The 12,037-nt window shown below is 38.7% G+C and carries 13 protein-coding genes; 6 read left to right on the top strand and 7 right to left on the bottom strand.

Going from position 1 to position 12,037, the window contains the following annotated elements; translation table 11 throughout:
• The first annotated feature begins 122 nt into the window (after nucleotides 1-122).
• The 4 genes from E4661_RS14215 to E4661_RS14200 are packed head-to-tail and all read left to right on the top strand — an operon-like array spanning nucleotide 123 to nucleotide 1,852.
• Nucleotides 123-401, top strand: a complete 279-nt coding sequence (locus tag E4661_RS14215; protein ID WP_136468123.1) for a 2TM domain-containing protein — start codon at nucleotides 123-125, stop codon at nucleotides 399-401.
• A gap of 39 nt (nucleotides 402-440) precedes the next feature.
• Nucleotides 441-743, top strand: a complete 303-nt coding sequence (locus tag E4661_RS14210) for a 2TM domain-containing protein (protein WP_136468122.1) — start codon at nucleotides 441-443, stop codon at nucleotides 741-743.
• Entirely contained in the window at nucleotides 734-1,051 is a 318-nt protein-coding gene (locus E4661_RS14205; RefSeq protein WP_240751487.1) for a 2TM domain-containing protein, read from the top strand. Before E4661_RS14210 ends, E4661_RS14205 begins: the two co-directional genes overlap by 10 nt.
• Before the next feature lie 45 nt (nucleotides 1,052-1,096).
• Nucleotides 1,097-1,852, top strand: a complete 756-nt coding sequence (locus tag E4661_RS14200) for a LytR/AlgR family response regulator transcription factor (protein ID WP_136468120.1) — start codon at nucleotides 1,097-1,099, stop codon at nucleotides 1,850-1,852.
• 96 nt (nucleotides 1,853-1,948) lie between these two features.
• Here E4661_RS14200 and E4661_RS14195 read toward each other — a convergent pair whose 3' ends face one another.
• Both E4661_RS14195 and E4661_RS14190 read right to left on the bottom strand, forming a co-directional pair.
• Nucleotides 1,949-3,133, bottom strand: a complete 1,185-nt coding sequence (locus E4661_RS14195; RefSeq protein WP_136468119.1) for an LETM1-related biofilm-associated protein — start codon at nucleotides 3,131-3,133, stop codon at nucleotides 1,949-1,951.
• Between the two features lie 63 nt (nucleotides 3,134-3,196).
• Nucleotides 3,197-3,739, bottom strand: a complete 543-nt coding sequence (locus E4661_RS14190) for a mechanosensitive ion channel family protein (RefSeq protein ID WP_136468118.1) — start codon at nucleotides 3,737-3,739, stop codon at nucleotides 3,197-3,199.
• A 168-nt stretch (nucleotides 3,740-3,907) separates the two neighbouring features.
• Here E4661_RS14190 and E4661_RS14185 point away from each other — a divergent pair, with 168 nt between their 5' ends.
• Nucleotides 3,908-4,552: an OmpW/AlkL family protein gene (locus E4661_RS14185; RefSeq protein ID WP_136468117.1), complete on the top strand. Its 645-nt coding sequence runs from the start codon at nucleotides 3,908-3,910 to the stop codon at nucleotides 4,550-4,552.
• A gap of 100 nt (nucleotides 4,553-4,652) precedes the next feature.
• Here the strand turns inward: E4661_RS14185 and E4661_RS14180 are convergent, their stop codons facing one another.
• Complete coding sequence (locus E4661_RS14180) at nucleotides 4,653-5,657, bottom strand: bifunctional helix-turn-helix transcriptional regulator/GNAT family N-acetyltransferase (RefSeq protein ID WP_136468116.1); 1,005 nt, start codon at nucleotides 5,655-5,657, stop codon at nucleotides 4,653-4,655.
• A 178-nt stretch (nucleotides 5,658-5,835) separates the two neighbouring features.
• Nucleotides 5,836-6,417 (bottom strand): superoxide dismutase family protein, encoded by a 582-nt coding sequence (locus E4661_RS14175; protein WP_136468115.1) that lies wholly within the window; start codon nucleotides 6,415-6,417, stop codon nucleotides 5,836-5,838.
• 191 nt (nucleotides 6,418-6,608) lie between these two features.
• Between E4661_RS14175 and E4661_RS14170 the strand changes: the two genes are divergently transcribed.
• Nucleotides 6,609-6,821 carry a hypothetical protein gene (locus tag E4661_RS14170; protein ID WP_136468114.1) on the top strand — a complete coding sequence of 71 codons (213 nt, stop codon included), beginning with the start codon at nucleotides 6,609-6,611 and terminating at the stop codon, nucleotides 6,819-6,821.
• 10 nt (nucleotides 6,822-6,831) lie between these two features.
• Here the strand turns inward: E4661_RS14170 and E4661_RS14165 are convergent, their stop codons facing one another.
• The 3 genes from E4661_RS14165 to E4661_RS14155 are packed head-to-tail and all read right to left on the bottom strand — an operon-like array spanning nucleotide 6,832 to nucleotide 11,992.
• Nucleotides 6,832-8,052, bottom strand: a complete 1,221-nt coding sequence (locus E4661_RS14165; RefSeq protein ID WP_136468113.1) for a bifunctional alpha/beta hydrolase/OsmC family protein — start codon at nucleotides 8,050-8,052, stop codon at nucleotides 6,832-6,834.
• 41 nt (nucleotides 8,053-8,093) lie between these two features.
• Nucleotides 8,094-8,792, bottom strand: a complete 699-nt coding sequence (locus tag E4661_RS14160) for a DUF2490 domain-containing protein (protein ID WP_136468112.1) — start codon at nucleotides 8,790-8,792, stop codon at nucleotides 8,094-8,096.
• Nucleotides 8,792-11,992 carry a VPS10 domain-containing protein gene (locus E4661_RS14155; protein ID WP_168796378.1) on the bottom strand — a complete coding sequence of 1,067 codons (3,201 nt, stop codon included), beginning with the start codon at nucleotides 11,990-11,992 and terminating at the stop codon, nucleotides 8,792-8,794. Before E4661_RS14155 ends, E4661_RS14160 begins: the two co-directional genes overlap by 1 nt.
• Between the last annotated feature and the right edge of the window lie 45 nt (nucleotides 11,993-12,037).

Raw genomic sequence — 12,037 nt, 5'->3', positions numbered from 1 at the left:
ATTGTCTGAATGCCTAAGAACAATTCATCCGCATAAAACAACAGTTCGCGAATCCATTTTTTTATCAACCCTTATTTATATGGAATTTTGAGGTGTCATTAACAAACATCAAAACAAATCATATGGAAAATCAAGATGAATACAAGTATCAAAGAGCCAAAGAAAAAGTTAAGGAACTCAAAGATTTTTATACCAATTTATTGACCTATTGCCTGGTTATTCCCTTTTTAGCCTATATCAATTATCAAACTACAAGTTTTATATGGGTGGTTTTTCCCGCTCTTGGCTGGGGCTTCGGACTAATTCTACATTGGATGCATGCTACCGGATACAACCCATTCCTTGGGAAAAACTGGGAAGAACGCACAATACAAGAACTTATGCGAGACGATAAATTCTAATGAATACCTATATTTAATAATTATCCAATACCGACCAAAATGGAGCATTCAAATAAAGAAAGTAAATATATACGAGTCAAAGAAAGGGTAGATGAGCTAAAAAAGTTTTATGCCAATTTATGGTCATATATCATGGTGATATCGGCACTTGCCTTGATCAACTATTTGACCAATGAATTTCGTTACATGTGGTTTTTATGGGCTGCCTTTGGATGGGGAATAGGTGTTCTGTTCCACGCTATCGGAACTTTCAACCTCAATCCCTTTTTCGGTAAAAATTGGGAAGAGCGCAAGATTAAAGAATTGATGGAAGAGGATGAGAAAACAAAAAAATGGAGGTAGTCATGGAGAATTTTGATAAGGATAAGTACAAAAGGGCTAAAAAACAGGTCGCAGAAATAAAAGGGTTTTACATCCATTTGGCAGTTTATATAGTGATCAACACCTTTATACTGGTCAATATTTACTTGCATTCCGAAGATTTTTGGCAATGGCAGCACTTTATAACATTGGGCGCATGGGGAATTGGATTATTGCTCCATGCATCCAAAACCTTTGGGTTTAATGTATTGTTTGGTGAAAACTGGGAAGAGCGCCAAATTCAAAAATATATAGATAAGGACAAAAAGGAAATGGACAGGTTCAAATAGTCAGAACCACAAAAAATGATGTTTTTACAAATTTAAACTCAAGGAATGAATGTAATTATCATTGAAGATGAAAAGCCAGCAGCGAGAAGGTTAAGTAGATTGTTATTAGAACTTAATGTGTCGGTTTCTACTATGCTTCATTCGGTGGAAGAATCCATCGAGTGGTTTCAAAACAACCAACATCCGGATTTAATTTTTTTAGACATACAATTGTCCGATGGTCTTTCCTTCGAAATTTTTGATCTTATCGAAGTCAAAAGTGCCATAATTTTTACTACCGCTTATGACGAATATGCTCTTCAAGCATTCAAGTTAAATAGCATCGATTATTTGCTAAAACCCATAGATGATGAAGAGCTGGAAACAGCCGTAAAAAAGTACCAAAATTTTAAGCCGGAAAATCAAAAATTATCGGTTGATTTTAACGACATAAAAAAGCTTTTGGTAAACCCTTTGGAAAGAGAATATAAAAAACGATTTACAGTCAAGGTCGGCCAACACTTGAAAATTGTAAATGCCGATGAGGTCGAATGTTTTTATAGCGAGAACAAGGGTACTTATGCCGCAACATTGGAGGGCAGAAATTATTTGTTGGACACTACACTTGAGCAGTTAGAGGAGGAGCTGTCTCCAAAAACTTTCTTCAGGGTCAGTCGAAAGTTTTATGTGAACATCAATCACATAAATGATATCATTTCATACACAAATTCTAGGCTTCAAATCAAGTTGAACCGCTTTAATGGGCAAGAAATCATTGTGAGTAGAGAGCGTGTACGAGACTTTAAGTTATGGTTGGAGTAAAGTAATTTAAAAAACTGAATTTCAATTTGATAAATTCACTAAAAAGTAAGTATAAATTTTTCTTATAGTGACTTTTTCATCTAAAATTGAAGAATTTTAGTCCACTCTGTTGTCGTCAAAGGCTGAAGGTAATAATTTTGGAATCAACTTGATAAAAATAGGCAATAAAACGGCTCCGCCCGGTAGCATGAAAATCGCTAGAGATGGTATGGTCTTAAAAATATCCAACAGCTGATTTTGAACTTTTTTTCTTTCTTGAGCATTCAGTTCTTTGGTCGCGGACTTGGATAAAAGAGAAACCAATTCTTTACTTTCGGTAAGTTCTTTTTTTAATCTTTTACTGTTTCTTAAAATTAATTTACCAACATTTTTTGACATGCCTTCGTAAAATTGAACAGCTACATTTTTGTCATTTAAATATCCAATTTTTGACTTGTTTTTTTCAAAGAAAAATTGAACAAAATCCAAGGCAGATTTGACCTCGTTTTTTGACCTCCCCAAAACACTTCCAAGCCCAAAAATATAGTCCGATTCTTTGGGGTCCAAATGCTTGTCTTCCCATAAGGTCAAACAGGCCATATCCATGAAGTAATCCTTTTCGCATTCAGTAAAGTTTTCTTTCAATAATTCGCGATAGTTACCATCCAAATTTGTCTGTTCCAAATCCAGATAGGTAAGCGACGACCCTAAAAGTTGAACTAGTTTGTCATCTTCCTTTTGGGTTTCCTTGGAATTTAATGCCTGATATGCAATGTTGATGGTTACATATTCCAAATGTTGCGCGTGTGCTATAACGGGAGCATGAGCTTGAAGATATATTCTAAAAATCAGCACATCCACATACAATAATGAATTGGTCAAACTGTTCCCAAATGCGCGGTTAAAAGCGTTTCCTCCCAAATAAATCCTAGAATCTATTAGTTTTTCAAGCTGTGATTCAGTTTGACTTCCAGTCAAGATTTTATTGAGAAATGAAATTTTACCTACTTCAAGTGATTCATAATAACCAAAAACAGTATTTACAAAAAGCTCGAAGTCACTTTCTTTTTTCTCAAACTGGTAGGTGAAATACAAGGCCGTAAGAAGGTTGATTTTAGCAACCTCATCCTCGGTCAACTCGTGTTCAACTTTAATAAACTTAGGAATATCGATGTGAATCCCATAAACAAAACCATTACTTTTAAGTTCTTGGTACAGACTTTCAAAATTCGCGAAAGCTCCAGGCTTATTTTTGACAAGGTGCCCAAATTTGTTAATCCAACCGGAAGCAGAAGGGTTCATTAGGTTAATGTTTACGCATCAAAATAAAACAAATTATAGGACTTTCCCGTAGGTGTTTTGTAATTAGTTCGATTGAATCTTATCCGTCGACCCTACTTCTTGGTCGTGTTGTAAAATCTCAATGCCTTTTTGAATGACCAAGTTTGTCGGAATGGTAATTCTTCTGCCATCATCGGTACGCATAAAAAGGTAAAAACCACTGATATCTTCCACTTTTCCGGTCCAGTCGAAATCGTTATCCAATACCCTAATTCGGTCACCAAGCCTTAGGGGGTGACTGAAGAATAAAATTACACTGGCGGTCAAATTGGAAAGAATAGACCATTGTGCAACAAAGCCAATGCCTACAATTGCAAGTACGGAAGAGATAAACACTGAAAACTCTTGAAGGTTTACACCCCAAATAAGTGTTATTACAATTATCCCTACACCATAAAAGAACAAATTGCTCAAATAGAAAATAATTTTTCTATTGTTAATGTTGATGGAACTGACTCTTCCGAATCTTCGAATAGCTCGCTTGCTCAAAAAGTTCAAGCCGAAAATAACTATAACAATAATAGCGGTGATTAGAATCTCTTGCTGATACGATATTAAATTTCCCATGGGTTTTTACTTGTGTACTGCAAATTACCTAATTCTAGCGGTTAGGAAAAAATGGGCATTTAAAGTCTGCTAGTATGCAAAAATCAGCCAAAAAAACGCACAATGATATAGGTCATGTTCTCAGAATAAGTACTGGGGTAGTTTTGATAAATTTTTAAAACATAAGCAATGAGAAAACTAGTGATTTGTTTAATGATTGTGCTTGGAGCTTCAAATTGGGTTATGGCACAAGAACCTACGGATAATAGTGAAAGTCCATGGCAATTTAGGTTAAGGGGAATTGTGGTAACTCCGGATGAGAGTGCGGATATTGAAACGATAGGGGGGGATGTATCAATATCCACGGCTGTTGTTCCGGAACTTGATATTTCTTATTTCTTTAATGAAAACTGGTCTTTGGAACTCATTTTGGCTACCACCAAGCATGATGTTAAAGCAGAGGGTACTGCTGCTGGTGATATTGATTTGGGGCATGTATGGTTGCTTCCACCAACTTTGACAGGACAGTACCACTTTACAGGTGGAAACTTTGTTCCGTATGTAGGAGCTGGTCTTAACCTAACATTGTTTTATGGAGTTGATGAGGGACCAGTGGCGGACAATGTGGATTATGACACCACTATTGGTTATGCCCTACAAGGTGGTTTTGATTTTATGCTTACTGACAAATGGTTCTTGAATGCAGATGTGAAAAAACTATTTCTAAATACTGATGCTACCATAAATGCCACTACAGCTCTTGGCGCAACCGTCGGAGCCGACGTGGACATTAATCCTTGGATCATTGGTTTTGGGATAGGGGTCAAGTTGTAATTTTTGAGTATTTATTTTTTTTAGTTGATAAGAAGGATAGCTTGGCTTGCCAAGTTGTCCTTTTTTATGTTTTGGGATTGGAGGGAATTAGTTGCATCAGCTATTTAATCTTCAACCTGAAACCATAAACTTTTAGTTTTACTTGAAGGAAATCTAGGTCGGTCGCCCTTTTAAAACCAAGCTTTTCATACATTTTCCAGGCTACTTTCATGAATTCTGTGGTGTGGATCACCACGTTTTTATGTTTTTTCTTTTTGGCTTTTTGAATACAGCTTAAGCTTAGTGCTTTTCCAACTCCTAGACCTCTGCCATCCGGATGAACCGCAAGAAGTCTAAAGCCAGAGGCATTTCTTTCCAAAGAAGCTGTACCTCCAGAACCATAATATTTCATGTTCCCAAAGTACACAACTCCACCAATGATCCTGTTTTTTGGGGTTACAGCAACTAGAAGTTCCACACCAGGTTTTTTGGTGAACTCTCCAATCTTTGCTAAAGTCTCGTAATAGCTAGGTTGTTCGGCCTGTTTTGGAAAGCCATCAAGCCCTGAATATACCTGAACCATCAGCTGCCCAATATGTTCGTATTCTGAAGGTTTGGCGTTACGAACCGTAAATGGTAATTCGGGATTGGTTTGGCCATACCGGTATTGATAACGCTCTGGAAAACTTTGATGATTTAGTTTTTGTTCCAATTCTGTCAACTTTTGCAAAAAATCGTCATCTACAACTTCTTGGAGTACTTGTTGTATTCTTGACCACTCCTGTTCGAAAGCTGGCAATAGTTTTAGACCTTTAGAAGATATTCCAATAAGGGTTTTTCTTCCGTCAAGAGTGTCCTTATGAGCTTCCAAATACCCTTTTTCCATCATTTTTCGGGTTATCTTGATTATGGCAGGGTGGGAGAAACCTAGAACGTTGGCTATTTCGGTAACGGTCAACTCGCCCTTTTCCTTTAACAATAGAAAAATGACATGCCAGTTGGGTTCCAGTTTTATATTTAGATTGGAATAGTGGGTAAGGGTGCTCGAAACAATTTTCTCGTTCAACCTTTTAATTCGTGCTGTAAATCCCAAATGTTTTAATTCCGGTAGAAAATCTGTGTGCATGATATTTATGTAACTAGTTACATAAATATATAAAAAATATTCAATTTAGTTATGCGCTAAGAAGATAGGGGAGACCTTAAGCGTGTTGCTACATCATTTGGGAATCCAACTCTTTTCAACCCACAAATGGATAAAAATAAAAAGGATTCCAATTTTGGAATCCTTTTTACGATGTTTTTTATTGGATAATCCCGGTGCAAGCTACTCGCGCTCCGGCGGCCCCACTGGGTTGGGACGTGTAATCGTCCACACCTTGATGAACAATAACTGCTTTGCCCACAATATTCTTGGTCTCGTCATCGCAGCCAATGCACCATTCGTTGGTGGCAAAATCTACCGTAGCATTACCCTCAGCATCGGCTACAAAGTTTCCGATGTCACCTTTATGATAACCACCTTCGGCTCCCCATTTGGCATGAGGTTGAAATGTTGGGTTCCAATGCCCACCTGTCGATTTCCCATCGGCAGAGGAACAATCTGCCTTTTCATGAATATGAATGGCATGTTCTCCTTCGGTAAGACCTGTCAACGAAGCTTTCATAATTACATTTCCGTTTTCTTCTGTAAAAGTTACTTCGCCACCTACATTACTGTCACTTTTAGGTTCCATTGAAAATTTAATAGATTTTACTTCTATAATTTCCTCCTTTACTTCTTCAACCACCTCTTCGGATTTGGTCTCAGTTTCTTTCTTAGGTTGTTTGCAACTGGTGGCACCAATTAGAATAAGTCCCATAGCCATTGCGCATATTTTTTTCATGGTTTTGTTTTAAGGATTTTGCCCAAGTTACTCATTATTTGTCCAGATGACAATAATTTTTGTCTGATAATAACCACTCCATTTTCATCGATGAAAGGATAATAATATCCGACGAAATACTATTTTTCGATTTAAACCGTTATTTTTTTAAACGCCTTAAAATCCCCCATTGGGCACTTAAAAAATAGTATATGTTGGTTATTCAACCTTCAAATTATATCGATTTACTAAAGTACTACAAAAAGAGAAAGTCTTTTTGTAAGGGGTACGAGCGTTTAAAAAGAGACAGGCTTAAGGGATACATTACACAACATGATTACGTAAAATCTCTACGTAAAATCCATAGCGCTGCCATAGAATTGGAACTTGACTATTTTGATGTCCTCTATATGCGAATGAAATAGCAGTAATTAGTTAGTCAACCAAACTACTGATTACCTGTGTTTCACTATGAAGTGTTTTGTGAACGGGACATTTATCGGCAATCTGCATAATCCGCGCTTTTTGTTTGTCGTCCAAATCTCCGGTCAGTCTTATTTCACGGTGAAATGTGTCAATTTTAGCACTGTTGCTTTCACAGTTTTCACAATCTTCAGCATGGGATTTACTGTATGAGGTATGAACTTCTACATTATTCACAATCCAACCTTTTCGCTTACTATACATTTGAATGGTCATGGCCGTACATGCCGATAAACCTGCCGAAACCAACTCATAGGGGGAAGGGCCGAAGTCGTTTCCACCATAACTTTCGGGTTCATCAGCAACCATATAATGGTTACCTACTTTCATTTGGGTTGTAAACCCATCCGCTCCATCCAAACTCGCCACAACCTGATGTTTGGTTTTTAATACAGGCTTATTTTCTTTACCCTCATTGAGATATCTTTTCGCCCATCCTGAAATTACTTCACCAACATAGATTGAATCTTCCTTTTTAGACAGTAAGTGGTCTGCCCCGTCCAATGAAACGAAACTTTTCGGGTGGTGGGCCGACACATAGATTTCCTCTGCATTCTTAATGCCCACGGTATCATCTTGGGGTGAGTGCATTATCAACAACGGTTTTCTTAAAGACTTTGCTGTTTCTGGCAGTGATTTGGTCTCTAGGTCATCCAAAAACTGTTTTTTTATCGTGAAATCCCTTCCGCTGAGATTTATGACCGCTTTCCCTTCAGATTGAATTTCGTTAATCCCACTCTTAAGAAGATGTTTTACATGGACCGGGTTCGATGGTGCACCTATAGTTGCTACCGCCTTTATAGATGCTATTTCACCAGCAGCAAAGATTGAAGCCGCTCCACCCAATGAATGCCCTACAATTAAAGTAGGAGCTATATAATTTTCTTCGAGGAATTGTGCGGCAGCAACCAAATCCTCGACATTGCCAGAAAAATTGGTATCGGCAAAATCACCCTCACTCTCACCCAATCCGGTAAAATCAAAACGAAGCACACCAAAACCGTTGGATGTCAATCCTTTGCTTATGTTTTTTACTGCCAACAGGTTTTTATTGCACGTAAAGCAATGAGCAAATATGGCAAAGTTATGGGGATGGCTATCCGCTGGAAGTTCCAATCGTCCGACCAGTGTTTGCCCTTGATGGTTCTTGAAGGTTACTTTTTGTAGACTCATTCTGATAAAACGTTTTACAGAAGGTCAAACGGAACAACTAATTATTTGTCCTTAACCTTCTTTTTGAATACACCTCTTAGGTCGGGATTAAAGAAGAAACCTATCTGTAACCTGTCAAAAACTGCACTACTGAACTGATTTCTCAAGTATCCAAATTGAATACTACTATTATCGGTAATATGAATGCCCAATGCCCCGTATAAACGATTTTGACCAAACAGGTTGTCTTGAAGGTTAATGAACAATTCATCATAAAAATTCAAGAAAAAAGTATCGGTAAGAGGTAGTGTGACTTGAATTCTGTACCGAGCCCTATGCTGGGTGTCGGTGCGGTCTCCGAAATCCAAAAAGCGCTGCTCCAGCCTGTAACGATGTTCAAAAAGAAATTCCCAAACTTTATTCTTTAGAATGAACTGTTGAAAAATACGATGTTCCTTCGTGTTGACCTCTCCAGGAAATTCCAAAAAATTGGTGTCCGTGGAGATATACCCATAACCACCGGTTGCAATAGCACTTGGATTGATATGATAATTGAGCCCTGTACGAAGCAATAACTGATTGAAATTGGATGTGGTCTCATAAAACCTAAATTGCGCTTCGGTATGGATACTGAAACGTTCCGCTATTTTATTGGTGCCGAAATACATATACCATGCACCCCATTCATCTTCGCCCGCTTGTTGAGCATTTATAGTAATCATAGAGGCCAACAAAGCCCCAAGCAACATTGTTTTTTTCATTAATCTAAAGTAAAAGTTGATGTTTGTTTAAATGGTGATACCTCCAAAGCTTCAATGGATTCTTTATAGGGTTTCCAATCAGTGTTGAAGAAAGAATTCGTCTTGTCCAACGCAGATTTAAGCTCCTCTTTGGCAAATTGAAGCAATCTTTTTTCCGTCGCCGTTACTCCAGTTTTTCTAGTATCGACGTAAAAACTTGCTGTGTTCAATCGTTGCATAACGGAGATTTCTGGATTACGTGTGATTCCCTGTCTTTTATCTTCTTTACCCAGATAAAGTGCTAAGACAGAATCAATTTGTTTTACAATCTCCTTCGAGGCGTCAATTTCCTTTTTATATTTTTCCTTGCCGAACTCTTTGAGCTCCTTTTGGAACTTGTTGGCCAGATTTTTACTCTGCACTAACTGTTTCACAGCATCAGCGGCGGTTTGAATATATTTTTCCAGCTCTTTACCAGTTGCATATACTTCGTTTATGGATGCAGTCGATGTATTGAGCCTAGGGTCTATCTTTACCGTAATGTTGGTGGAATCAACAGCTTTTCCATAATATACTTTAACCTTGTATGTCCCAGGCTTAACGTTGATGCCGCCCGATTCGGACTTGCTGTTATTGATTTTTCTTGAAGGCCTGTCGGGGCCCTTCTCATCAAGATTCCAATAGATTCTATGGAAGCCCGATTTTTTCGGGGTTTTGTACTTGAGGGTTCGAATTAATTTGTCACCATCATAAAACTTGAAAAAAATGGAATCCTTGGTTATTTTGGTTTTGTCTTTCTCGATTTCTTCATCTTTTTCTTCCTTGTTTTCCTCGGATTTTGATTCACTTTTTCCATCCTTGAGATAGTACGTAATCATGGCTCCCGACTTTCGGTTTTCGCCATTATATAAGGCATCACCTCCAAAACGACTTCCCGTAGCCTGCTGATAGGCCGCCAAGTAAGCATCTGGGCTATCAAAAAGTTTGATGTCTTTTTGTAAAACAGAAGGATTGGAAGCCAACGCTCTTAAAGGACGGATGTCATCTAAAACCCAAGCAGCTCTTCCAAAGGTACCAATGACTAAATCCTCCTCACGAGGTTGAATAGCTAAATCTTTGGTAGAAACAGTTGGGAAACCTTCGGTCCATTTTTGCCATTTCCCACCAGCATTAAAGGAAATATAAAGTCCATCATCCGTTCCTAGAAACATAAGATTTGGGTTCTTTGGGTCCTCTACAACGGACAAAGCATAGCTTTCGGCATCGTTGGCATCGACAATTCGAGTCCAAGTTTTTCCGTAATCCTTGGTTCGATAAACATAGGGTTCGTAGTTGAACCTTCTATAATCGTTTGCTACCAACAATGCTTCACCCCTGTTGGTCTTGGAAGCTTTAATTTGAGGAATCCAGCTGCCTCGCGGTAATCCTTTGATATTTTCCGTGACCTCGGTCCAACTATTACCTCCATTTTGAGTATAATGAACACGTCCGTCATCTGTACCGACCCAAAGCATATCTTGTTCCACAGGTGAAGGTTCGATAACCAAAATAGTACAATAATTTTCTGCACCAGTGGCATCCATGGTAAGTCCACCACTTTCGTGTTGCTTTTGTTTCTCCTTGTCATTGGTAGTCAAATCAGGAGAAATGACTTCCCAAGTCAATCCTTTGTTGGTGGATTTGTGCACAAATTGACTGCCAAAATATACGGTGCCGTTATCAAAAGGGTCTTGACCTATCCCGGCATTCCAATTAAAACGGAGTTTTGTAGTAGCATCAGGCGGAGTTGGTCTTACCGTATAATTGTTTCCGGTTTTCCAATCGTATCGAGACACAAAGCCCTGCTGACTCATAGCATATCCAAATTGATTATCGTCTAAATCTGGTACAACATCAAAACCATCACCAAAAGCGATTTCCTGCCAATAGCTGTTTCGGATACCTTGGGCACGCCATACATAGGCAGGACCTCTCCAGGAACCGTTATCCTGCATTCCGCCATAAACATTATAGGGATATTCATTATCAATGTTGATATGATAGAACTGGGCCACAGGAAGATTTCCAATAAAACGCCAGGTTTTCCCCCCATCTTTGGTAATATTAAGACCGCCATCATTACCATCAATCATAAATTGCCCATTTTCTGGATGGATCCACCAGGCATGATGATCCGGATGCACCCCATTGTTTACTTGGTATGCAGGCATTAATTGTTTGAAATTCCTTCCTCCATCTTCTGAAACATTTACATAAGTAAAAATGGAGTAGACTCTATTTTCATTTTGGGGGTCGGTATAGATTTCAGAATAATAAAAGGGTCGATTCCCGATATCATTTTTATCATTAATTTTCTTCCATTTAAAACCTCCATCCTCAGATTTGTAGAGTGCATTTTTCTTAGCTTCTACAAGTGCATAAATAATGTTGGGCTTATTCTTGGCTATGGTAACCCCTATACGTCCGAGCTCTCCCTTTGGGAGACCATCTTCATCAGTTAATTTTTTCCAATTGATTCCACCATCGTGGGTAATATATAGTCCGCTTCCCACACCACCAGATTCGAAAAACCATGGGTCTCGCTTGTGTTCCCACATGGCCGCAATAAGCTTGTTAGGATTGGTAGGGTCCATTACTAAATCTGCAACCCCTGTCTTATTATTTACAAATAGGATTTTGTCCCAGGTTTTTCCACCATCAGTGGTTTTATATACACCGCGTTCTGGATGAATTCCCCACGGAGACCCTATCGCACCAGCATAAACCACATCTGGATTGGTTGGGTCAATAATAACTCTATGGATGTGTCTTGTCTTCTCAAGCCCCATGGACTTCCACGTTTTACCCCCATCAAGGGATTTATAGATACCATATCCTCCATTAAGACTGTTTCTTGGGTTTCCTTCACCCGTTCCTACCCATATCACGGATGGATTTGATTGCTGAACGGCAACTGCACCAATGGAAGCGGTAACTTCCTTATCAAAAATAGGTTCCCATTTGATTCCACCAGAGGTAGATTTCCAAAGTCCTCCGGAAGCTGTTCCCACATAAATGATATCTGGATTGGAATGGACTACATCAATAGAGGTGACCCGGCCACTCATTCCCGCTGGACCTATGTTACGCGGTTTCATGTCTTGAACCAAATCCATTGAAAATTCCTGTGAAAAAAGGGGAAGCGATGCCAAGAGCATCAGCGTGGTGTAGAAATATTTCATTTCGGTTAAATTAGTCGGCTAAAGATACCAAAAACAGTAAGTGGA

Origin of the sequence: Flagellimonas onchidii, from assembly GCF_004804315.1 — a bacterium.
In the GTDB taxonomy this organism is placed as follows: Bacteria; Bacteroidota; Bacteroidia; order Flavobacteriales; family Flavobacteriaceae; genus Flagellimonas; species Flagellimonas onchidii.
Note: the sequence above shows the minus strand (reverse complement) of the source record. Positions and strands in the feature narration are given on the sequence as shown.

Bases quoted from the DNA above. Each gene is read 5' to 3' on its own strand.
- E4661_RS14170 (WP_136468114.1), top strand. From the start codon at position 6,609: ATGTTGGTTATTCAACCTTCAAATTATATCGATTTACTAAAGTACTAC.
- E4661_RS14165 (WP_136468113.1), bottom strand. From the start codon at position 8,052: ATGAGTCTACAAAAAGTAACCTTCAAGAACCATCAAGGGCAAACACTG.
- E4661_RS14200 (WP_136468120.1), top strand. From the start codon at position 1,097: ATGAATGTAATTATCATTGAAGATGAAAAGCCAGCAGCGAGAAGGTTA.
- E4661_RS14180 (WP_136468116.1), bottom strand. From the start codon at position 5,657: ATGCACACAGATTTTCTACCGGAATTAAAACATTTGGGATTTACAGCA.
- E4661_RS14160 (WP_136468112.1), bottom strand. From the start codon at position 8,792: ATGAAAAAAACAATGTTGCTTGGGGCTTTGTTGGCCTCTATGATTACT.
- E4661_RS14210 (WP_136468122.1), top strand. From the start codon at position 441: ATGGAGCATTCAAATAAAGAAAGTAAATATATACGAGTCAAAGAAAGG.
- E4661_RS14195 (WP_136468119.1), bottom strand. From the start codon at position 3,133: ATGAACCCTTCTGCTTCCGGTTGGATTAACAAATTTGGGCACCTTGTC.
- E4661_RS14175 (WP_136468115.1), bottom strand. From the start codon at position 6,417: ATGAAAAAAATATGCGCAATGGCTATGGGACTTATTCTAATTGGTGCC.
- E4661_RS14215 (WP_136468123.1), top strand. From the start codon at position 123: ATGGAAAATCAAGATGAATACAAGTATCAAAGAGCCAAAGAAAAAGTT.
- E4661_RS14185 (WP_136468117.1), top strand. From the start codon at position 3,908: ATGAGAAAACTAGTGATTTGTTTAATGATTGTGCTTGGAGCTTCAAAT.
- E4661_RS14190 (WP_136468118.1), bottom strand. From the start codon at position 3,739: ATGGGAAATTTAATATCGTATCAGCAAGAGATTCTAATCACCGCTATT.
- E4661_RS14155 (WP_168796378.1), bottom strand. From the start codon at position 11,992: ATGAAATATTTCTACACCACGCTGATGCTCTTGGCATCGCTTCCCCTT.
- E4661_RS14205 (WP_240751487.1), top strand. From the start codon at position 734: ATGGAGGTAGTCATGGAGAATTTTGATAAGGATAAGTACAAAAGGGCT.